General features: G+C 70.3%; 19 protein-coding genes and 2 tRNA genes. 16 read left to right on the forward strand and 5 right to left on the reverse strand.

Annotation, left to right across the window (positions count from 1 at the left end; translation table 11 throughout):
• Positions 1-11: 11 nt before the first annotated feature.
• Positions 12-494, reverse strand: a complete 483-nt coding sequence (locus tag ACZBH1_RS14990; protein ID WP_336396996.1) for a Dps family protein — start codon at positions 492-494, stop codon at positions 12-14.
• Between the two features lie 166 nt (positions 495-660).
• On the opposite strand from ACZBH1_RS14990, the gene ACZBH1_RS14995 reads away from it, so the two are divergent.
• Together ACZBH1_RS14995 and ACZBH1_RS15000 are read left to right on the forward strand one after the other, a co-directional pair.
• Positions 661-2808 (forward strand): acyltransferase family protein, encoded by a 2148-nt coding sequence (locus tag ACZBH1_RS14995; protein ID WP_463646839.1) that lies wholly within the window; start codon positions 661-663, stop codon positions 2806-2808.
• Positions 2805-3344, forward strand: a complete 540-nt coding sequence (locus ACZBH1_RS15000) for a gamma carbonic anhydrase family protein (protein WP_463646841.1) — start codon at positions 2805-2807, stop codon at positions 3342-3344. Before ACZBH1_RS14995 ends, ACZBH1_RS15000 begins: the two co-directional genes overlap by 4 nt.
• A gap of 17 nt (positions 3345-3361) precedes the next feature.
• Here ACZBH1_RS15000 and ACZBH1_RS15005 read toward each other — a convergent pair whose 3' ends face one another.
• Together ACZBH1_RS15005 and ACZBH1_RS15010 are read right to left on the reverse strand one after the other, a co-directional pair.
• Entirely contained in the window at positions 3362-4264 is a 903-nt protein-coding gene (locus ACZBH1_RS15005) for an alpha/beta fold hydrolase (protein ID WP_463647061.1), read from the reverse strand.
• Between the two features lie 130 nt (positions 4265-4394).
• Positions 4395-4465 (reverse strand) — tRNA-Gly (locus ACZBH1_RS15010).
• A 96-nt stretch (positions 4466-4561) separates the two neighbouring features.
• Here ACZBH1_RS15010 and ACZBH1_RS15015 point away from each other — a divergent pair.
• From ACZBH1_RS15015 to ACZBH1_RS15065, 11 genes are all read left to right on the forward strand, one after another.
• On the forward strand, positions 4562-4939 hold the full coding sequence (locus ACZBH1_RS15015; protein ID WP_336397000.1) for a nuclear transport factor 2 family protein: 378 nt from the start codon (positions 4562-4564) through the stop codon (positions 4937-4939).
• A 78-nt stretch (positions 4940-5017) separates the two neighbouring features.
• Positions 5018-5091, forward strand: a tRNA-Pro gene (locus ACZBH1_RS15020).
• A gap of 84 nt (positions 5092-5175) precedes the next feature.
• Positions 5176-6669 carry a trigger factor gene (gene tig, locus ACZBH1_RS15025; protein ID WP_378881307.1) on the forward strand — a complete coding sequence of 498 codons (1494 nt, stop codon included), beginning with the start codon at positions 5176-5178 and terminating at the stop codon, positions 6667-6669.
• A 165-nt stretch (positions 6670-6834) separates the two neighbouring features.
• Entirely contained in the window at positions 6835-7419 is a 585-nt protein-coding gene (locus tag ACZBH1_RS15030; RefSeq protein ID WP_336397001.1) for an ATP-dependent Clp protease proteolytic subunit, read from the forward strand.
• A 31-nt stretch (positions 7420-7450) separates the two neighbouring features.
• Positions 7451-8125: an ATP-dependent Clp protease proteolytic subunit gene (locus ACZBH1_RS15035; protein ID WP_463646842.1), complete on the forward strand. Its 675-nt coding sequence runs from the start codon at positions 7451-7453 to the stop codon at positions 8123-8125.
• Between the two features lie 187 nt (positions 8126-8312).
• Positions 8313-9581, forward strand: coding sequence for an ATP-dependent Clp protease ATP-binding subunit ClpX (gene clpX, locus ACZBH1_RS15040; protein WP_336397003.1), 1269 nt, complete (start codon positions 8313-8315; stop codon positions 9579-9581).
• A 79-nt stretch (positions 9582-9660) separates the two neighbouring features.
• On the forward strand, positions 9661-9789 hold the full coding sequence (locus ACZBH1_RS15045) for a hypothetical protein (RefSeq protein ID WP_463646844.1): 129 nt from the start codon (positions 9661-9663) through the stop codon (positions 9787-9789).
• Positions 9790-9842: 53 nt separating this feature from the next.
• Positions 9843-10283, forward strand: coding sequence for a hypothetical protein (locus ACZBH1_RS15050; protein ID WP_463646845.1), 441 nt, complete (start codon positions 9843-9845; stop codon positions 10281-10283).
• 129 nt (positions 10284-10412) lie between these two features.
• Positions 10413-11240, forward strand: coding sequence for a hotdog family protein (locus tag ACZBH1_RS15055; RefSeq protein WP_463646847.1), 828 nt, complete (start codon positions 10413-10415; stop codon positions 11238-11240).
• A gap of 141 nt (positions 11241-11381) precedes the next feature.
• Positions 11382-12512: a class I SAM-dependent methyltransferase gene (locus tag ACZBH1_RS15060; protein ID WP_336397006.1), complete on the forward strand. Its 1131-nt coding sequence runs from the start codon at positions 11382-11384 to the stop codon at positions 12510-12512.
• An 80-nt stretch (positions 12513-12592) separates the two neighbouring features.
• A complete protein-coding gene (locus ACZBH1_RS15065) occupies positions 12593-13666 on the forward strand; it encodes an alpha/beta fold hydrolase (RefSeq protein ID WP_336397007.1) in 1074 nt (357 codons plus the stop codon).
• Here the strand turns inward: ACZBH1_RS15065 and ACZBH1_RS15070 are convergent.
• Positions 13663-15714, reverse strand: coding sequence for a M3 family metallopeptidase (locus tag ACZBH1_RS15070; RefSeq protein ID WP_463646848.1), 2052 nt, complete (start codon positions 15712-15714; stop codon positions 13663-13665). The genes ACZBH1_RS15065 and ACZBH1_RS15070 overlap by 4 nt on opposite strands.
• Before the next feature lie 105 nt (positions 15715-15819).
• Between ACZBH1_RS15070 and ACZBH1_RS15075 the strand changes: the two genes are divergently transcribed.
• The 3 genes from ACZBH1_RS15075 to ACZBH1_RS15085 are packed head-to-tail and all read left to right on the forward strand — an operon-like array spanning position 15820 to position 18045.
• Positions 15820-16449 (forward strand): ArsR/SmtB family transcription factor, encoded by a 630-nt coding sequence (locus ACZBH1_RS15075; protein ID WP_336397009.1) that lies wholly within the window; start codon positions 15820-15822, stop codon positions 16447-16449.
• 10 nt (positions 16450-16459) lie between these two features.
• Positions 16460-16690, forward strand: a complete 231-nt coding sequence (locus ACZBH1_RS15080; protein ID WP_463646849.1) for a hypothetical protein — start codon at positions 16460-16462, stop codon at positions 16688-16690.
• Positions 16687-18045, forward strand: a complete 1359-nt coding sequence (locus ACZBH1_RS15085; protein WP_463646850.1) for an MFS transporter — start codon at positions 16687-16689, stop codon at positions 18043-18045. Before ACZBH1_RS15080 ends, ACZBH1_RS15085 begins: the two co-directional genes overlap by 4 nt.
• A gap of 9 nt (positions 18046-18054) precedes the next feature.
• On the opposite strand, the gene ACZBH1_RS15090 is transcribed toward ACZBH1_RS15085, so the two are convergent.
• Entirely contained in the window at positions 18055-18303 is a 249-nt protein-coding gene (locus ACZBH1_RS15090) for a hypothetical protein (RefSeq protein WP_336397012.1), read from the reverse strand.
• Position 18304 lies beyond the last annotated feature (1 nt).

Here is an 18304-nt window from a genome sequence, read left to right on the forward strand (position 1 = left end):
CAGGTCCGGCGTCACTCGGCGAGGTGCGCGAAGAGGAACCAGCGGTCCTTCTCGAGCGACTCCTTGATGCCGATCGCGATGTCCTGGCTCGTGAGGTCGAACTCGTCCAGGCCGTCGATCGCCGCCTGGACGTCGGCGATGACGGCATCCATGTCGGTGATGACGTTGCGGATGAGCGCCTCCCACTGCGTGAAGCCCGCCGGCACCGCGCTGGCGGTCTTCTGCGCCACCGTGGCGACCCGCGCGTCGATCGGCAGCCCCAGGGCGACGATCCGCTCGGCGGCCTGGTCGGCGCCGTCCTGCGCGTGGGCGACCACGGAGTCGAGCAGCTCGTGGATCGCGATGAAGTTCGCGCCGCGCACATTCCAGTGCGCCTGCTTGCCGTTGACGGCGAGCGCCTGCAGCCCCAGTACGACGGGAGCGAGGAACTGCGCGGTCGCGGCGGCGACGTCGGGGTTTGCAGCGGTGGCGGGGGTGGTCTGGGTGTTCGACATGTCTGGCCTCCATCGTTCGGAGGGTCGCTCAGCTGGGCGATCGGCCTCCAATGACTGCAACGGTACTCAGCGGGAGTCATTCCGCAAGCAAGTGAAGGCTGGGCTAAACAGCTGCCTCCGGGCCCGTCGGTTCGGGTGCGGCGACCACAGCGGCTAACGTCGATTCGTGCCTTCCGCCGATCACGACCTCGGACCGCAGCATCTGGGCGATCCCGCCAAGACCGTGACGCGCGAGCCGCGCGACCGCTCCCCGGAGCACGCGGAGCCGTCGCGCTTCCTGCCGCACGTGCAGGGTCTTCGCGCGATCGCCGTGCTCTGCGTCGTGCTCTACCACTTCTGGCCCGGCCGTGTCACCGGCGGCTACATCGGCGTCGACATCTTCTTCGTCATCTCGGGCTTCCTCATCACGTCCCACTTGATGCGGGAGCTCACGGCGACCGGCACCGTCCGTCTCGGCCAGTTCTGGGGCCGCCGCGCAAGACGCCTGCTCCCCGCATCGCTCCTGGTGCTGCTGTTCTGCGCCGTCGTGGTGATGTCGCCGTACCTCATGCCCACGTCGGCGCTGCCGAACGAGGTGCGAGAGATCCTGGCGTCGACGTTCTACGTCGAGAACTGGTACCTGGCGCTCAACTCCGCCGACTATCTCAACCACGGCGGCGAGCCGACGACGGTCCAGCACTACTGGTCGCTGTCGCTGGAAGAGCAGTTCTACGTGATGTGGCCGCTCATCATGCTGCTGGCCGCCTGGGTCGCGGTGAAGTGGTTCCGCGGCGCGCGGCGGCGGGCGATCATCGTGGCGCTCGGGCTCGTGACGGCCGTCTCGTTCGTGTTCTGCGTCGTCTTCACGATCACCGACCCCGCACCTGCCTATTTCGTGACGTTCGGCCGCATGTGGCAGTTCGGCGTCGGCGCGCTCATCGCCCTCGTCCCGCTGCTGCGCGTGCGCCACGCCGTCGGGAGCTTCCTGCTGGGCTGGGCGGGCATCGCCGCGCTCCTCTACGCGACCTTCGCATTCGACGGGCAGACGCCCTTCCCCGGCTATATGGCCGCTGTTCCCACGCTCGGCGCTGCGGCCGTCATCGCCGCGTCCAACACCGACCGCTGGTGGTATCCGACGAGGATCCTCTCGATCCGTCCCGCTCAGTTCGTCGGCGACATCTCGTACTCGCTGTACCTGTGGCACTGGCCGCTCATCGTCATCGCGCCGTCGGTGCCGTTCTGGGGACTGACGATCTACCACCGCGTGTCGCTGCTGGTGCTGTGCTTCGTGCTCGCGTGGCTCACGAAGCGGTTCGTCGAGGATCCGGTCCGCGGCTGGAAGGTGCTCACGCGGCGTCCGGCGCGGGTGACGCTGTGGTCGTCGCTGGCCGGCATGGTCGTCGTCGCCCTGGTCGCGGGCACCGCGTGGTTCGCGAACGCACCGCTGTACGAACGGGGCACGCGCGACATCGCCGAGCTGCAGCAGAATCCGCCGGAGTGCTTCGGAGCGGCATCCGTCCTCGATCCCTCGTGCGCGGACGCCGCGTTCGGCGACACGATCCTGCCGGCACCCGGCTTCGCGGGCATCGACCGGCCGGCCGACGAGCAGTGCTTCGTGCAGCTCACCGACTCGCGCCCGGTGTCGTGCACGTTCGGCTCCGACGATCCGGACGCGCCGCGCGTCGCCCTCATCGGCGACAGCCACGCCTACCAGCTGCTCTCGACCTTCCAGCGCATGGCGCAGGACAACGGCTGGCAGCTCGTGACGTGGTTCAAGGGCGCGTGCCCGTGGAATGCGACCCCGCTTTCAACCCCCGGCGCCTTCGGCGCCGCGTGCACCGAATGGCGGGAGCGCGTCCAGCGGGCGATCGACGACGCAGACCTCGACGCCGTCTTCACCGCGGCCATCGCGACGACCCCGTATTCGCCGGCCGGCTTCGACTCGGCTCACGACGCGGCCGTCGCGGGCTACCGCGACGCGTGGAGCACCGTGACGGAGCGCGGCATCCCCGTCATCACCGTCGTCGACAACCCGGTGTGGGAGACGGATCCGAACAAGTGCCTGCGCACCCGCGACACGTCCGAGTGCGACGCCGCCCGATCGGACGTGCTGGTGGCCGACGATCCGCTCCGCGACGCGGCATCCGGCCTCGACGCGGTCACGCTGCTCGACTTCACCGACGTCTTCTGCGCGTCGGAAACCTGTGCACCGGTCGTCGGCGGTGCGAACGTCTACCGGGACCAGGATCACCTCACGGTGACCTTCGCCGACACCCTCGCGCCCTGGTACACCGAGGCCATCCAGACGGCACTGGCCAATAGGGTCGGATCATGACGGTCGCACCCGGAGCATCAGTCCTCTCTGCCGCGGGCAGGACGCCCGACCTGCACCCCACCGCCTTCGTCGCCGCCGGTGCACGCGTCGTCGGGGGAGTCACCCTCGCCGAGGGCGCGAGCGTCTGGTACAACGCGGTCCTCCGCGCCGACGGCGACACCATCACGGTCGGGCGCAACAGCAACCTGCAGGACAACGTGTCGGTCCACGTCGACGCCGGCAGGCCCGTCGTGATCGGCGAGAGCGTCTCGGTCGGCCACAACGCCGTCGTCCACGGCTGCACGATCGGCGACGGCTCGCTGATCGGCATGGGCACCGTCGTCCTCAACGGCGCGAGGATCGGCGACGGATGCCTCGTCGCCGGCGGCGCCGTCGTGCTGGAGGGCTCCGAGATCCCCGACGGCTCGCTCGTGGCCGGCGTGCCGGCGAAGGTGCGCCGCGCGCTCACCGCCGAGGAGCGCGCCGGACTGCTGCGCAACGCCGAGCACTATCTCGCCCACGTGGAGGAGCATCGCGACGCGACCCCCGTCGGCTGACGGGTCGAGGCGACGGCTCAGCTCTTCGCCGGCGGGTGGTGCGTGCCGCGGTGCACCTCGTACAGCCGCACGTGTCCCGGCCATTCCGGGTCGTTCTCGATCGGGAGGTCGTCCATGAAGAGGCGGATCACGTGGGCGAGCTGGCCGGGGTGGCTGAAGTTGATCGCGTGCGCCGCCCCCTCCAGCAGCACGATGAGGACGTGACTGTCGGTCTGGCTCGCGATCTCGTCGATGCGATGCGCGTGGGGCAGCAGCGGGTCGCGCTGACCGAGCACGACCAGCGTCGGGATGCGGAGCTCGAGCAGGCGCTCGAGCGACGGGTACTGCGTGAGCGCGCGGAACATGCGCATCGTGCTGGGCACGCCGAAGCGCACGTAGTCCGGCACGGCGACCCGCGCCATGCGGGTCGGCTCGCGCGGCGCGTCGGCCGACAGCTGCCGGATGGCACGGCGCAGCGGCTGATTGAACAGTCCGCCGGCGGGGGACACCAGCACCGCGCGGTCGACACGCTCGGGGTAGCGGTGCGCACACTCGATGATCACGGGGCAGCCCATCGAGTTGCCGACCAGCGTGGCCTTCCGGACGCCGCGATCATCGAGGAAGTCGACGGCGGCGCGCGCGAGATCGGGGATGTCGAGCATGTCCCGCCGCTTGCCGCTGCGCCCGAACCCCGGCAGGTCGGGGACGTACGTGTGGAACTCGTCCGCGAGCCGCTCCGCCGTCGGGAGGAGGTAGCGCCCCGAGAGACCGAAGCCGTGGATGTGCGCCATCACCCGGGCATCCGGCGGTGCATGCGGCGACTCGCGGTAGAACACGTCGACGTCGTCGATCCGCGTCCACCGCTCGGCGAGCGTCGACGCGGGCCGGCGGGGGAGCTTGCGCGCCTGCGGCGACTGTGGCGTCGGCCTGCGGTTGCCCATCGCGCCTCCTGAGCGGGGAACGGTGCTCATGCCAGTCTGCCCTTGGGCGGGACGCCCGCGATAGCGCAGATCGCGTGAATGCAGAAGCCCCGAGCACGGCAGGCTGTCGGCCGACCGCTCGGGGCATCGGAGGGGATGACGGGAATCGAACCCGCACCATCAGTTTGGAAGACTGAGGCTCTACCATTGAGCTACATCCCCGTGCGCCCGCTGACGGGCACCGACCAATCGTAGTACATCGCGACGGCCATCCCGTTCCGAGTCGATCCAGACGCGCGGCCGAGAGAGGACGCCGCGATGGAGCGCACGGGCAGGCAGGTGGTCGAGGATCTCGTCGCGACGTTGAACGCGGGCGTGGTCGCCGGCATGGACGATCTGTTCCACGACGATGCCGTCATGGAGTGGCCGCAGTCGGGGGAGCGGATCGTCGGGGCGGACAACCGGCGTGCGGTCTACGGGTCGTTCCCGCGGCTTCCGGCGATCTCGCCGCGCCGGCTGGTGGGCGACGGCGACCTGTGGGTGCTGCAGGCCGACCTGGACTACGGCGACGGCGATCCGTACCAGACGGTGTTCGTGTTCGAGATGCGCGACGGCCGCATCGCGAAGGAGACCGCGTACTGGACGAAGCCCTTCCCTGCCCCCGACTGGCGGGCGCAGTGGGTCGAGCGGATGTGAGGGCTGCGCAGGAACCGACCGGCTCGGTCGGCTAGACTTCTCGGGGCCGAACGGCGCGCGCACGCGTGCGAACCCGCCCGGGGCGTAGCTCAGCTTGGTAGAGCGCCCGCTTTGGGAGCGGGAGGCCGCAGGTTCAAATCCTGTCGCCCCGACATCACGGCCACGGAATTTCCGAACCCAGACCTTCAGCCCGCCGCGTCCTCGCGCGGTCCGATAGAGGAGAAGTAACAGGCATGGTGAACAGCACCGTCGAGAAGCTCAGCCCGACCAGGGTCAAGCTGCACATCACGGTCAGCCCCGACGAGCTGGGGCCCTCGATCAAGCACGCGTACGAGCACATCGCGCAGGACGTGCAGATCCCCGGCTTCCGCAAGGGCAAGGTCCCGGCGCCCATCATCGACCAGCGCATCGGCCGCGTGGCCGTGCTCGAGCACGCCGTCAGCGAAGGGCTGGACACCTTCTACCGCGAGGCCGTCGCCGCCAACGAGCTGCGCGTCCTCGGCCGGCCGTCGGCCGAGGTCACCGAGTGGCCGAACGAGAAGGACTTCTCGGGCGACCTCGAGGTCGAGGTCGAGGTCGACGTCCGTCCCGAGTTCGAGCTGCCGTCCTTCGAGGGCACGACGGTCGAGGTCGACGCGGTCGAGGTCGACGAGGCCGCCGTCGACGAGGAGCTGGACCGCCTGCGCGCCCGCTTCGGCACGCTCGTCACCGTCGACCGCCCCGCCGCGACCGGCGACTTCGTGGAGCTCGACCTCGTCGCGACCATCGACGGCGCCGAGATCGACCGCGCCGAGGGCGTGTCGTACGAGGTCGGCTCGGGTGAGCTCCTCGAGGGCATCGACGAGGCCATCGACTCGCTCACCGCGGGCGAGGACACCACGTTCCGCTCCAAGCTCGTCGGCGGCGACCACGCCGGCGAGGAGGCCGAGGTGTCTGTGACGGTCAAGGCCGTCAAGGAGCGCGAGCTTCCCGAGGCGGACGACGACTTCGCCCAGATCGCGAGCGAGTTCGACACCATCGGCGAGCTGCGCGACAGCCTCAAGGAGCGCGTCGGCCAGCAGGGCGCCTTCACGCAGGGCTCCGCCGCGCGCGACAAGCTGATCGAGACGCTGCTGGAGCAGGTCGAGATCCCCGTGCCGCCGCAGCTCATCGAGGACGAGGTGCACAACCACCTCGAGGGCGAGGGCCGCCTCGAGGACGATGTGCACCGCGCCGAGGTCGCCGAGGCGAGCGAGAAGCAGTTCAAGACGCAGATGCTGCTCGACAAGATCGCCGAGACGGTCAACGTGCAGGTCTCCCAGGACGAGCTCACGCAGTACCTCGTGCAGTCGGCAGCGCAGTACGGCATGGCTCCGCAGGAGTTCGTCAACGCGCTGCAGGAGGGCAACCAGCTTCCCGCCATCGTCGGCGAGGTCGCCCGCAACAAGGCGCTGGCCGTCGCCCTCGGCAAGGTGAAGGTCGTCGACACGAACGGCGAGCCGGTGGACCTCACGGGCTTCGTGGCCGTCGAGGACGAGGCGGAAGGCGAGGACGAGGTCGCCGAGGAGCAGGCGACGACGGATGCCGACGCCGAGGCCGCCGAGAAGCCGGCCAAGAAGGCCCCCGCGCGCAAGACCGCCGCCAAGAAGGCCGACGCCGACGCCGAGAAGGCTCCCGCGAAGAAGGCACCGGCCAAGAAGGCACCGGCAAAGAAGGCACCGGCCAAGAAGGCTGCCGCAGAGAAGGAGTGACGCCCGCTCCTCTCGGTGCTCGCACCGAGACCGGGTGACGAGGAGGACGGATGCCGCGGCATCCGTCCTCTTCTCGTTCCGCCCGATCTGCCCAGGGCGAACACGCGCGGGTCGCTCGCGGCGCCCCGGTAGATTCGATGGCGACCCAAGGAAACAGGAGTACACATGGCCGAACCACTTGTCGCGACCAGCGTCTTCGACCGGCTGCTGAAGGACCGCATCATCTGGCTGGGGTCGGAGGTGCGTGACGACAACGCCAACGAGATCTGCGCCAAGATCCTGCTTCTCGCCGCGGAGGACTCCGAGAAGGACATCTACCTCTACATCAACTCGCCGGGTGGCTCGATCACCGCCGGCATGGCGATCTACGACACGATGCAGTTCGTGCCGAACGACATCGTCACCGTCGGCATCGGCATGGCGGCCTCGATGGGCCAGCTGCTGCTCACCGCAGGCACCAAGGGCAAGCGCTACATCACCCCCAATGCCCGCGTGCTGCTCCACCAGCCGCACGGCGGCTTCGGCGGCACCGCCAGCGATATCCAGACGCAGGCGCAGCTGATCCTCGACATGAAGAAGCGCCTCGCCGAGATCACCGCCGCGCAGACCGGGAAGTCGGTCGAGCAGATCAACGCCGACGGCGACCGCGACCGCTGGTTCTCGGCCGAGGAGGCGCTCGAGTACGGCTTCGTCGACCACATCCGCGAGTCCGCCACCGATGTCATCGGCGGCGGCGGCACGGCGAACTGACGGCTTCGAAGGCGAAAGAGAGAGAACCCGAATGCAGACCCCCACCTTCGGACCCAGCGCCCCGCAGGGGCTCCAGATGCCCGGCAGCCGCTACATCCTGCCGCAGTTCGAGGAGCGCACGGCCTACGGCTACAAGCGCCAGGACCCGTACAACAAGCTCTTCGAGGACCGCGTCATCTTCCTGGGTGTCCAGGTCGACGACGCGTCAGCCGATGACGTGATGGCCCAGCTCCTCGTGCTCGAGAGCCAGGACCCCGATCGCGACATCATCATGTACATCAACTCGCCCGGCGGCTCGTTCACGGCGATGACCGCGATCTACGACACCATGCAGTACGTGTCGCCGCAGATCCAGACCGTGGTGCTCGGCCAGGCCGCGTCCGCTGCGGCCGTGCTGCTCGCGGCCGGCGCGCCGGGCAAGCGCCTGGCGCTGCCGAACGCGCGCATCCTCATCCACCAGCCCGCGATGGGCGAGGCCGGCCACGGCCAGGCGTCGGACATCGAGATCCAGGCGCAGGAGATCATGCGCATGCGCACCTGGCTCGAGCAGACGCTCGCGAAGCACTCGAACAAGTCGGTCCAGGAGGTCAACAAGGACATCGACCGCGACAAGATCCTCTCCGCCGAGGAGTCGGTCGCGTACGGCCTCGTCGACCAGGTGCTCACCACGCGCAAGCGGGGTCAGCAGGCCGCGCTCACGAAGTAGGGCTGCGTTCCGCGCCGGGCGCCCCGCCATTCGCACGTCGGGTGGCGGGGCGCTTCGTCGTCCGGTGTCCGCTGAGCGCGAACCGCGGCCGTCCACAACGTGCGTCGCAATGCCGCCGCTTGTCGGCCCCACCTATTAGGCTCGGAGACAGCTGGGGGCTTCCCCGGCGGTGACGAGGAGGAGCCGCATGGCACGCATCGGTGAGAGCGCCGACCTGTTCAAGTGCTCCTTCTGCGGCAAGAGCCAGAAGCAGGTCCAGCAGCTGATCGCGGGTCCCGGCGTCTACATCTGCGACGAATGCGTCGAACTGTGCAACGAGATCATCGAAGAGCGCATGGCCGAGTCCTCGTCGGGCGTGGTCGCCGACTTCGATCTGCCGAAGCCGCGTGAGATCTTCGCGTTCCTCGAGGAGTACGTCGTCGGCCAGCACGACGCCAAGCGGGCGCTGTCGGTCGCGGTGTACAACCACTACAAGCGCGTGCGCGCGCATGGCACCATCCAGTCGGCCGAGCAGCGCGCCGACGAGATCGAGATCGCCAAGAGCAACATCCTGCTGCTCGGGCCCACCGGCTGCGGCAAGACCTACCTCGCCCAGACCCTCGCCAAGCGCCTGAACGTGCCCTTCGCGGTCGCCGACGCCACCGCGCTGACCGAGGCGGGCTACGTCGGCGAAGACGTCGAGAACATCCTCCTCAAGCTCCTGCAGGCCGCGGACTTCGACACGAAGCGCGCCGAGACCGGCATCATCTACATCGACGAGGTCGACAAGATCGCCCGCAAGGCCGAGAACCCCTCCATCACGCGCGACGTGTCGGGGGAGGGCGTTCAGCAGGCGCTGCTGAAGATCCTCGAGGGCACGGTCGCGTCCGTTCCGCCGCAGGGCGGCCGCAAGCACCCGCACCAGGAGTTCATCCAGATCGACACCACGAACGTGCTGTTCATCGTGGCCGGCGCGTTCGCGGGACTGGAAGACATCATCTCGTCGCGCGTGGGCAAGCACGGCGTCGGCTTCGGCGCCCCGCTCCACGACAAGGGCGACGATCTCAGCCTGTTCAGCGAGGTGCGGCCCGAGGACCTGCACAAGTTCGGCCTCATCCCCGAGTTCATCGGGCGTCTGCCTGTGGTCGCATCGGTCTCGCCGCTCGACCAGGAGGCCCTCATGGAGATCCTCGTCGAGCCGAAGAACGCCCTGGTCAAGCAGTACCAGCGCATGTTCGAGCTCGACGGCGTCTCGCTCGAGTTCGAGCGCGAGGCGCTCGAGGCGATCGCAGATCTCGCCGTGGCGCGCAAGACCGGTGCCCGGGGACTCCGCGCGATCCTCGAGGACGTGCTCGGGCCGATCATGTTCGAGATCCCGTCCACCGACGACGTCGACAAGGTGGTCGTGACCCGCGCCGCGGTCGACGAGGGCGCTGCCCCCACGCTGGTGCTGCGGGAGAAGCGCAAGAGCGCCTGATCGCGACCGGTCTGCGGGACTGCGGGCTGACAGGGACGCCGTACGCGTGGCTGTCGGGGGTGGCCGATAGCGTCGGCGTGTGACCGCGCGCCCCTTCTCGATCCACATCCCCGACGTTGAGCTGGCCGATCTGCGCGAGCGTCTCGATCGGTTCCGGCCGTTGCCGGATTCGCCGCGTCGGCCGGAGGCCGGCATGAGCGCCGACTAGCGTTCTTCTCACGCCTCGAGCAGTGGGGCGGCGCCAACGGCGCGTACGGCCACGTGCAGGCGACGCGACCCGACACGCTGGCGGCCGCACTGAACGACTCTCCGACGGGGCTGGTCGCGTGGCTGGCGGAGAAGCTCGTCGAGTGGAGCGACACGCCCGCAGGCGATCCACGGGCAGTCGAACGCCGGATCTCGCGCGACCGCATCCTCACCGAGGCGATGGTCTACTGGACCACGCAGACCATCGGCTCTTCGTTCCGCCCTTACTACGAGGGGGCCGACCAGCCCGAAGAGATGCCACCGGTCGTGGTTCCGGCATCCGTCCACATCCAGCGCCACGAGGGCGACTACCCCGAATCACTGGCGCGCCGCTTCTACCGCGATCTGCGGGTCTTCGAGCGTCTCGAAGAGGGCGGGCACTTCGCGGTGGGGGAGGTGCCCGCCGTGATGGCCGCACGGGTGCGAGCTTTCGCCCGGAGCTTGGGCATGCTCTGAGGCACAGCTGCGCGGCGCGGTGACGGGCTCGACTCGCCGGCACAACCCGGGACTGGCCGGTTCGGGCCACCGGCGAATGGCCCGACCGTGCGACGCGGGCGGGCCGCCCTCGCACGTTCACTTGTGAGCATGTCAGCTCTCATCATCTCGCTTCACTCTCCGTCGACATCCGTCGAGACGCACGCACTCGGCTCGGATGACGGGCATGGCGCGCGTCCGGTCGGGACCGTCCTCATCGAGCGCCACCTCAACGGCCCCCGCGGCTCCGCCAACGGCGGGTTCGCGGCCGGCTCCATCGCGCAGCACGTCGACGGCGACACCGTGTCCGTCGTCCTGCAGAGCCCCGTCCCGCTCGGTCGGTCGCTCGGCGTCTTCGACGAAGGCGCGGGCGGCGTAGTCGTCCGCGACCGGCGCAAGGACGTCGCAAGGGCGCATCCCGGCGCCCTGGTCGCCGCCGCCGCTCCGCTCGCACCCTCGTTCGCCGACGCCGTGCACGCGCGGGAGCGGCATCCGCTCGTCGGCGTGCGTCACGCGCTCTCGGACTGCGTCGTCTGCGGGCCGCGCCGGGCCGACGGCATGCACGTGACCCCCGGCCCCGTCGTCGGCCACGACGACCGGCTGGCGGCGCCGTGGACCGTGTCGGGCGCGTTCGCCCACGCGGGGCTCGCCTGGTATCCGGCGGTCTGGGCGGCGCTCGACTGCACCAGCTATCCGGCCGCGGCGCTCGAGCAGGGCATCCTCTGTCTCCTCGGCACGATGACCGCTCGTGTCGACCGCCGACCGCGCGTCGGCGAGCACCTCGTCGTGCACAGCTGGACGCGCGAAGCCCGCGGTCGTCGCTACGAGACGTCCGTCGCGATGGTAGACGCGCGTGGCGACGAGATCGCCCGCGCCGACGCGACCTGGATCGCCCTCAGGCATCAGAAGGCTGCGGCCGTGGCGAGCCGGCTGCGCTGAACCACCACCGGGATGGCCGGTTCCGGCCATCCCGCCCGATCCGCAATGGCAGATCCTGCCGATGCCGTCCACCGGCTCTGCCGGGTGGACTGTCCACCAGACGCGGGCATGCGCCCGGCGTCGCACCAGAAAGGAATCCGAATGTCCACCACCACGATCCTCGACCGCGCGGACGCGCTGTCAGAGCCGGTCATCATCGGCCCCGACGAGCAGGCGGCGGCACTCACGCAGCGCCTGCTGGAATCCGTCGGCCCCGCCCTCGAGCTGCTCACCATCGAGCTCGGACACCGGCTGGGCCTGTACGCCGCCATCGACGCCGCCGGCGGGGTCACGGCGCACGACCTGGCGGGCCTCACCGGATACGGTGAGCGTCAGCTGCGCGAGTGGCTCGACCAGCAGGCGATCGCCGGGATCCTCGAGAGCGAGGCGGGGACACGGCGACGCTACCGGCTTCCCGCCGCGCATCGAGCGGTCCTGCTCGATCCGACGTCACCCGTGCACGGTGCGGGGCTCGCCTCGATGTTCGCCGGCATCGCCTCGGCGTTCGATGCGGTCGCAGAGTCGTTCACCGCCGACGGCGCCGTGAGCTTCGCCCGCTTCGGCGCCCCCGTGCGCAACGGCCTGGAGGTCATCTACCGACCGGGCTACACGCACGCGCTGCCGTCGTGGCTCGAGCAGCTGCCCGACATCGAGTCTCAACTCGAGGCGGGCGGGACGATCGTCGACGCCGGTTGCGGCACCGGCTGGTCCACCATCGCCCTCGCCCGGCGTTTCCCGCGGGCTGTCGTCCTCGGCGTCGACCTCGATGCCGCGTCGATCGAGGAGGCGCGACGCAACGCCGAGACGGCGGGGGTCGCGGACCGCGTGCGCTTCGAGTGCGCCGACGTCGGCGACGACGCCGCGCTCCGGGCGCTGGTGGGCGGGCCGGCGACGCTGGTCACGGTCTTCCTCGCACTCCACGACATGAACGATCCGCAGCGGGCCCTGTCGTCGCTCGCCGGACTGCTCGCCCCCGGCGGCGCGGTCCTCATCGGGGACGCCAAGGTCGAGGACGAGTTCCTCGCGCCTGCCGGGCCGCTCGACCGGATGTTCTCGGCGTTCAGCGTGCTCCACTGCCTGCCCGCCACCCTCGCCGAGGGCAGCGGCCACGCCCACGGCACCGTGCTGCGCGCGCCGACCGTCATGGCGTGGAGTGCTGCGGCGGGGCTGCGACGCGCCGAACGCCTGCCGATCGAGCACCCGGCCTGGTCGTTCTACCGGCTGGACGCGTGACCACGCTGCCCGCACCGACGCTCCGTGTACCGCGGTCCGGCCCGCTCCCGGCGGGCCGGACCGTGGCCCATACTGATGTCGTGTCCACCCCCATCGACGTCCGGTATGCCTGGTCGGGCTCCGACGATGTCGCCTGGTCGCAGCTCGGCGACGGCGCACCGGTGCTGGTCGGCGGCTGGTGGATGAGCCACCTCGAGCGCGACTGGGAGTATGAGCCTTTCCGCCGGTTCGTCCAGGCGATGGCCCGCCACCGTCGTGTCATCCGGATGGACCCTCCGGGCAGCGGACTCTCGCGTTCCCGCACCGGCACCCCTGACACGCTGGAGCCGCACGTCGACGCGATGAAGGCGGTCCTCGACGCTGCCGACGCCGAGCAGGCGACGCTCTTCGCCGGCTCGTCGGGGTGCGCCGTCGCGGTCGCGTTCGCCGCACGCCACCCCGAGCGCGTGCGCCGGCTCATCCTGGCCGGCGCTTACCTCGACGGGGCCTCGATCGCGTCGGCGGGGGATCGGGCGGCGCTGGTCGACCTCGTCCGCAGCAGCTGGGGGGTGAGCTCGCGAGTGATGTCCGACATCTTCTACCCGGACGCGACGGCGGAGCAGCGCCGCGCGTATGCGCGCCATCAGCGCTCCACCGCGACGGCGGAGTCGGCCGCCGCCGGCCTCGAGGCGGTGTACTCGTTCGACGCGCGCGCCGACGCAGCCGCCGTGACGGCGCCCACTCTCGTGCTGCACCGCCGCGGCGACCGGGCCATCCGCCTCGCGCTCGGCACGGCCACGGCGTCCGCCATCCCCGGCGCGCATCTGGAGGTGCTCGACGGCTCCGACCACCATCCGTGGCACGGCGACTCATCTGCCTTCCTGAGGCGCGCCCTCGCGTTCGACGGCGTCCCGGAGGCCGCGCTGGCGGGCGACCTTGTGAAAGCTCCCCCTGCCGAGCCTGGCGCTCGCGAGGCCGATTCGCCCATCTCTGGCCGCGAACTCGAGGTCCTGCTGCTCGTGTCACAGGGCCTCACCGACGCCCAGATCGCCGCGGAGCTGTTCCTGAGTGTGCACACGGTGCACCGGCACGTGGCGAATGCGCGCACCAAGCTCGGCGTGCCCTCGCGGGCGGCCGCCGCGGCGTGGGCGGTCTCGCACCGGGACGGCGTCTAGCCTGCGAGACCCCGGCGCTCGAGGAGCGGCTGGGTGTCGGCATCCCGGCCCCGGAAGTCGCGGTACGCCTCCAGCGGGTCCTTGGAACCGCCGACGCCGAGCAGGCGATCACGGAAGCGATCGCCGTTCTCACGGCGCAGGCCGCCGTTCTCGCGGAACCATTCGACCGTGTCGGCGTCGAGCACCTCGCTCCAGATGTAGGAGTAGTACCCCGCGCTGTACCCGCCCGAGAACACGTGGGCGAAGTAGGTGGACGAGTAGCGTGTCGGCACCGCCGGGTTGTCCAGCCCGATGTCGGCGAGGGCGGATGCCTCGAACGCGGCGACGTCCAGGTCCGCCGCGGCGTCCTGGACCGAGAGCGAGTGCCACGCCTGGTCGAGCCACGCCGCGGCCAGGTATTCGCTCGTCGCGAAGCCCTGGTTGAAGGCCTCGGAGGCGTGAAGCCTCTCGACGATGCTGGCGGACAGCGGCTCGTCGGTCTCGATGTGCCGGGCGTACGAGGCGAGGATCTCGGGCCAGTAGATCCACATCTCGTTGACCTGGCTGGGGAACTCGACGAAGTCGCGGAACACGTTCGTCCCCGCGAAGTGCGGATACGTCACGGTTGCGAAGAGCCCGTGGAGGGCATGCCCGAACTCGTGGAAGAGCGTGGTGACCTCGTCGAGGCTGAGGAGCGTCGGGCGCCCTGCGGCGGGCTTGGACACGTTGAGGTTGTTCACCACGATCGGAGCGGTGCCGCGCAGGCGCGACTGCAGCACGATCGAGTTCATCCACGCGCCCCCGCGCTTGGTGTCGCGCGTGTAGAGGTCGAGGATGAACAGCCCGAGCGCCGAGCCGTCCGCGTTGTGCACCTCGAACACCCGCGTATCGGGGTGGTAGCCGGCGAGGTCGTCGCGTTCGGTGAAGGTGATGCCGTACAGCTCGGTGGCCGCGCGGAAGACGCCGTCCTGCAGCACCCTCTCGGCCTCGAACCACGGGCGCAGCGCGGCACGGTCGAGGTCGTACTCGGCGGCGCGCACCTTCTCGGTGTAGAACGCCCAGTCGTGCGCCTCGAGGGCGAACGGTGCCGGTTCGGCGTCGACGATGGCCTGCAGCTTCTCCTGCTCGCGGCGGGCGTTGCGGGCGGCGGGCACCGCCAGCCGGCGGAGCAGGTCGTGGACGGCGGCGGGGGAGCCCGCGGTCTGGTCGGACGTGATGTAGGCCGCGTGCGAGTCGTAGCCGAGCAGTGCTGCGCGCTCCGCGCGCAGCCGCGCGATCTCGAGGAGCGTCTGGCGATTGTCGTTGTCGTTGCCCCGCGAGCCGCGCGAGCGCGACGCCTCCAAGAGGCGCGCCCGCGACGCACGATCGGTCAAGGCGGCGAGGTACGGGTGGCCGGTGAAGAGCGTGAGCGTCACGACCCACTTGCCGTCCAGGCCGCGGTCGGCGGCGGCCTGGGCCGCAGCGGACAGCTCACCCTCCGAGAGCCCGTCGAGCTCGTGCGCGTCATCGAAGACGACCGCCAGGTCGTTCGTGTCGGCGAGGAGGTTCTTCTCGAACTGGGTGGTGAGGGTGGAGAGCCGCTGGTTCAGCTCCGTGAGTCGCTTCTTCGCCTCCTCTCCGAGGCCGGCGCCGGCGTGGGACATCTCGGTGTGGTGCCGCTCGACGAGGTAGCGCTGCTCCGGCGTGAGGTCGAGCTCGTCCAGCTGGTCGTGGATCGTCTTGATGCGCCAGTACAGGGCCGAGTCGAGCTGGATGGAGTCGTGGTGCGCCGACATGAGCGGCGCGAGCTCCTCCTCGATCGCCTGGATCTCCGGCGTCGCATCCGCGGACGAGACCGTGTAGAAGGTGCGCGCGATGTCGCCCAGCAGGCGGCCGCTCTCCTCGAGCGGGACGAGCGTGTTCTCGAAGGTCGGCATGGACCGGGCCCTCGTGATCGCCGACACCTCGGCCGAATGCCGGGCGAACGCCTCCTCGAATGCGGGGAGGTAGTGCTCGGGCCGGATCGCGGCGTAGTCGGGCAGTCCGTAGGGCAGCGCGCTGGGGGAGAGGAGGGGATTGCTGGTCGGCATCCCGCAAGCCTAGCCGCGGGGTCGACCGTTGCCGCCGAGACTTTGCAAACCAATTTATGCAAAGAAATACTTGCAAAGAATCTTTTGCGGTCGTACGCTGAAGCCATGGACGAGGAGATCACGGCCCCGAGCACCGACGACCGTTCGCCGGCCCCGAGCGGGCGGCAGGACCGGGTCCTCGACGCCGGCGCGCTGCGGGCCCTGGCGCATCCGCTCCGCGTGAAGATCTACGACATCCTCAGCCAGTACGGCCCCCAGACGGCGAGCTCGCTCGCCGAGCGGCTGGGGGAGTCCTCGGGCGCCACCAGCTACCACCTCCGCGCGCTGGCCAAGCACGACCTCATCCACGAGGTGGCCGACCGCGGATCAGGCCGGGAACGCTGGTGGGAGCGTCCGGTCGGCGGCGTGTCGTTCGCGAACGAGGAGGCGCTCAAGACGCCCTCCGGCCGTGCGGCGACCCAGATCGTGATGAGCGAGTTCTTCCGGCTTCGCCAGGAGCAGCTCATGCGGTTCATCGACCGGGGCCTGAACGCGGAAGAGAACGCGTGGCAGGACGCGAGCTTGATCTCCACGGCCACCGTGCGCCTCACGCCCGAGCAGAGCAAGGAGCTCGCCACGGCGATCATGGCCCTCATCGACGAAGCAGTCGACACGTACCGCGAACAGAACGGCGAGGACGTCCGCCCGGTGACCATCCGGGCCGACCTGTTCCCGCTCCCCGGACTCGAAGGATAGGAGCGCAGTCATGACCACCATCACCCTCCCGGATGTGACGACGGGAACCCTCTCCGCCGCCGCCACGGGGCTCGACAGAGCCCTGCTGCGTGCGGCATCCGCCCTCGACGCCCACGTCCTCGGACGCGTCGAACGGCGCGCGGGCGTCGCCTTCCGACGCGCAGTGTCGGCTCAGGCGGCCGCCGACGGCATCCGCCGTGAAGCGACAGCTCGCGCGGCGATCGGGATCCTCCCGCGATGAGCGCCGCCACCGACACGCAGCCGCGGAAGGGGTCGCGCAGCGAGCGTCCGGCCAGGGTGCCGCTCGGCCGCGACTTCGGCAAGCTGTGGACCGCGGCAGCCTTCAGCAATCTCGCCGACGGTGTCGGACGCGTCGCGGTGCCGCTGATCGCGACGACGCTCACGCGGGATCCCCTCGCCATCGCGGCGATCAGCGCGCTCGCGTTCCTGCCATGGCTCGTGTTCGGGCTGCCGGCCGGGATGATCGTCGACCGCTTCGACCGGCGCTGGATCATGGCCATCGCGAACACGATCCGCGGCCTCGCCGCGGTGGGGCTCGCGACGCTGACGGTGTCCGGAGCGATCACGGTGTGGTGGCTGCTGGCCGGCGTGCTGGTCTTCGGCCTGGGTGAGACGCTCTTCGACAACGCGACGAACTCGATCGTCCCGACCCTGGTGCCCCGGCGAGGGCTCGACCGCGCAAACGGGTTCCTCCAGGCGGCGCAGATCACGATCGACAACTTCATCTCGGCGCCGATCGGAGGCGTCCTGTTCGCCTTCTCGCTCGCCCTGCCGCTCTGGGTGGGCGCCACCGGCTACGTCATCCCGATCGCCCTCGCACTGCTCCTTCCGCTCTCCGCAGCGCGACCCCTCCGCGAGCCGCGGGATCTCGACCGCGCGGCGACCATCGCCGCGCAGGGCGAGATCGCATGCGCGGAGCCGTTGGCCGCCGCCGAGCTGCCTGCCGCCGCACAGCCCCGTCCGGCGGAGGCGGTCTCGGCACGGGAGGCGCTGGGGTACCTCTGGAACCACCGCTTCCTGCGGGCGATGGTGCTCTTCACCTGCGTCGTCGGCTCGGCATTCGCCTTCGCCCAGGCCCCGATCTTCCTCTACTTCCTCGACGAGCTCGCGGTCGACCCCGCCGCCATCGGCTTCGTCACGGCGGGCATCGGACTGGGCGCCCTCGTGGGCTCGCTCATCGCCCCCGGTCTCGTGCAGCGGTTCGGACGGGGCCGCGTGATGCTCGCGGCGAACGTCGTCGCCGCGGCCGGGCTGTTCGGGGTGTGGCTGGCGCCGGAGGCGATCACCGGTACCGTGGCCTACGCGGTGATGGCGTGCGCCGTGTCGATCTGGAACGTGCCGTGGGGCGCTCTGCGTCAGTCGATCATCCCCGGCCACCTGTTCGGCCGCGTGCTCGGCATCATCCGCAGTCTGACGTGGGGCATCTTCCCCTTCGCGACGCTGCTGGGCGGCTGGGTGGCGCGCTTCGACCTCCGGCTGCCGCTCCTCATCGCGGCCGGCGTCACCCTCGTGGCGACGGCGGTCGCCGTGAGGCTCCTGCTCGAGGCGTCGCGGCACGACGCCCCGGAGGACTGACGGCGGATGCTACCCGAAGCCGTCTTCCGGATCGTTCCGGGCGACGGGTTCGCCGTCGGCGTCGAGCGACACGATGATCCCGGTGTCGAGCTCGGCGATCGGCTTGCCTTCGAGCCACGTGAGCGTCCAGCGCGGCCGAGGCTGTCCGAACTGGTCGGCCGGGATCGTCGCGTCGACGGACTTGACGCCGCGGCGCAGCGCGTCCGGCACGGCGGCGGGGGGCTCGTCGCCCGAAGTCCAGCGTGTTCCGAGCTGCATG

Source organism: Microbacterium sp. ZXT2-5, assembly GCF_055329545.1.

Excerpts from the sequence above, each read along its gene's own strand:
- ACZBH1_RS14990 (WP_336396996.1), bottom strand. The coding sequence starts at position 494 with ATGTCGAACACCCAGACCACCCCCGCCACCGCTGCAAACCCCGACGTC.
- ACZBH1_RS15000 (WP_463646841.1), top strand. The coding sequence starts at position 2,805 with ATGACGGTCGCACCCGGAGCATCAGTCCTCTCTGCCGCGGGCAGGACG.
- ACZBH1_RS15005 (WP_463647061.1), bottom strand. The coding sequence starts at position 4,264 with ATGGGCAACCGCAGGCCGACGCCACAGTCGCCGCAGGCGCGCAAGCTC.
- ACZBH1_RS15015 (WP_336397000.1), top strand. The coding sequence starts at position 4,562 with ATGGAGCGCACGGGCAGGCAGGTGGTCGAGGATCTCGTCGCGACGTTG.
- ACZBH1_RS15030 (WP_336397001.1), top strand. The coding sequence starts at position 6,835 with ATGGCCGAACCACTTGTCGCGACCAGCGTCTTCGACCGGCTGCTGAAG.
- ACZBH1_RS15035 (WP_463646842.1), top strand. The coding sequence starts at position 7,451 with ATGCAGACCCCCACCTTCGGACCCAGCGCCCCGCAGGGGCTCCAGATG.
- clpX (WP_336397003.1), top strand. The coding sequence starts at position 8,313 with ATGGCACGCATCGGTGAGAGCGCCGACCTGTTCAAGTGCTCCTTCTGC.
- ACZBH1_RS15055 (WP_463646847.1), top strand. The coding sequence starts at position 10,413 with ATGTCAGCTCTCATCATCTCGCTTCACTCTCCGTCGACATCCGTCGAG.
- ACZBH1_RS15060 (WP_336397006.1), top strand. The coding sequence starts at position 11,382 with ATGTCCACCACCACGATCCTCGACCGCGCGGACGCGCTGTCAGAGCCG.
- ACZBH1_RS15070 (WP_463646848.1), bottom strand. The coding sequence starts at position 15,714 with ATGCCGACCAGCAATCCCCTCCTCTCCCCCAGCGCGCTGCCCTACGGA.
- ACZBH1_RS15075 (WP_336397009.1), top strand. The coding sequence starts at position 15,820 with ATGGACGAGGAGATCACGGCCCCGAGCACCGACGACCGTTCGCCGGCC.
- ACZBH1_RS15080 (WP_463646849.1), top strand. The coding sequence starts at position 16,460 with ATGACCACCATCACCCTCCCGGATGTGACGACGGGAACCCTCTCCGCC.
- ACZBH1_RS15085 (WP_463646850.1), top strand. The coding sequence starts at position 16,687 with ATGAGCGCCGCCACCGACACGCAGCCGCGGAAGGGGTCGCGCAGCGAG.
- ACZBH1_RS15090 (WP_336397012.1), bottom strand. The coding sequence starts at position 18,303 with ATGCAGCTCGGAACACGCTGGACTTCGGGCGACGAGCCCCCCGCCGCC.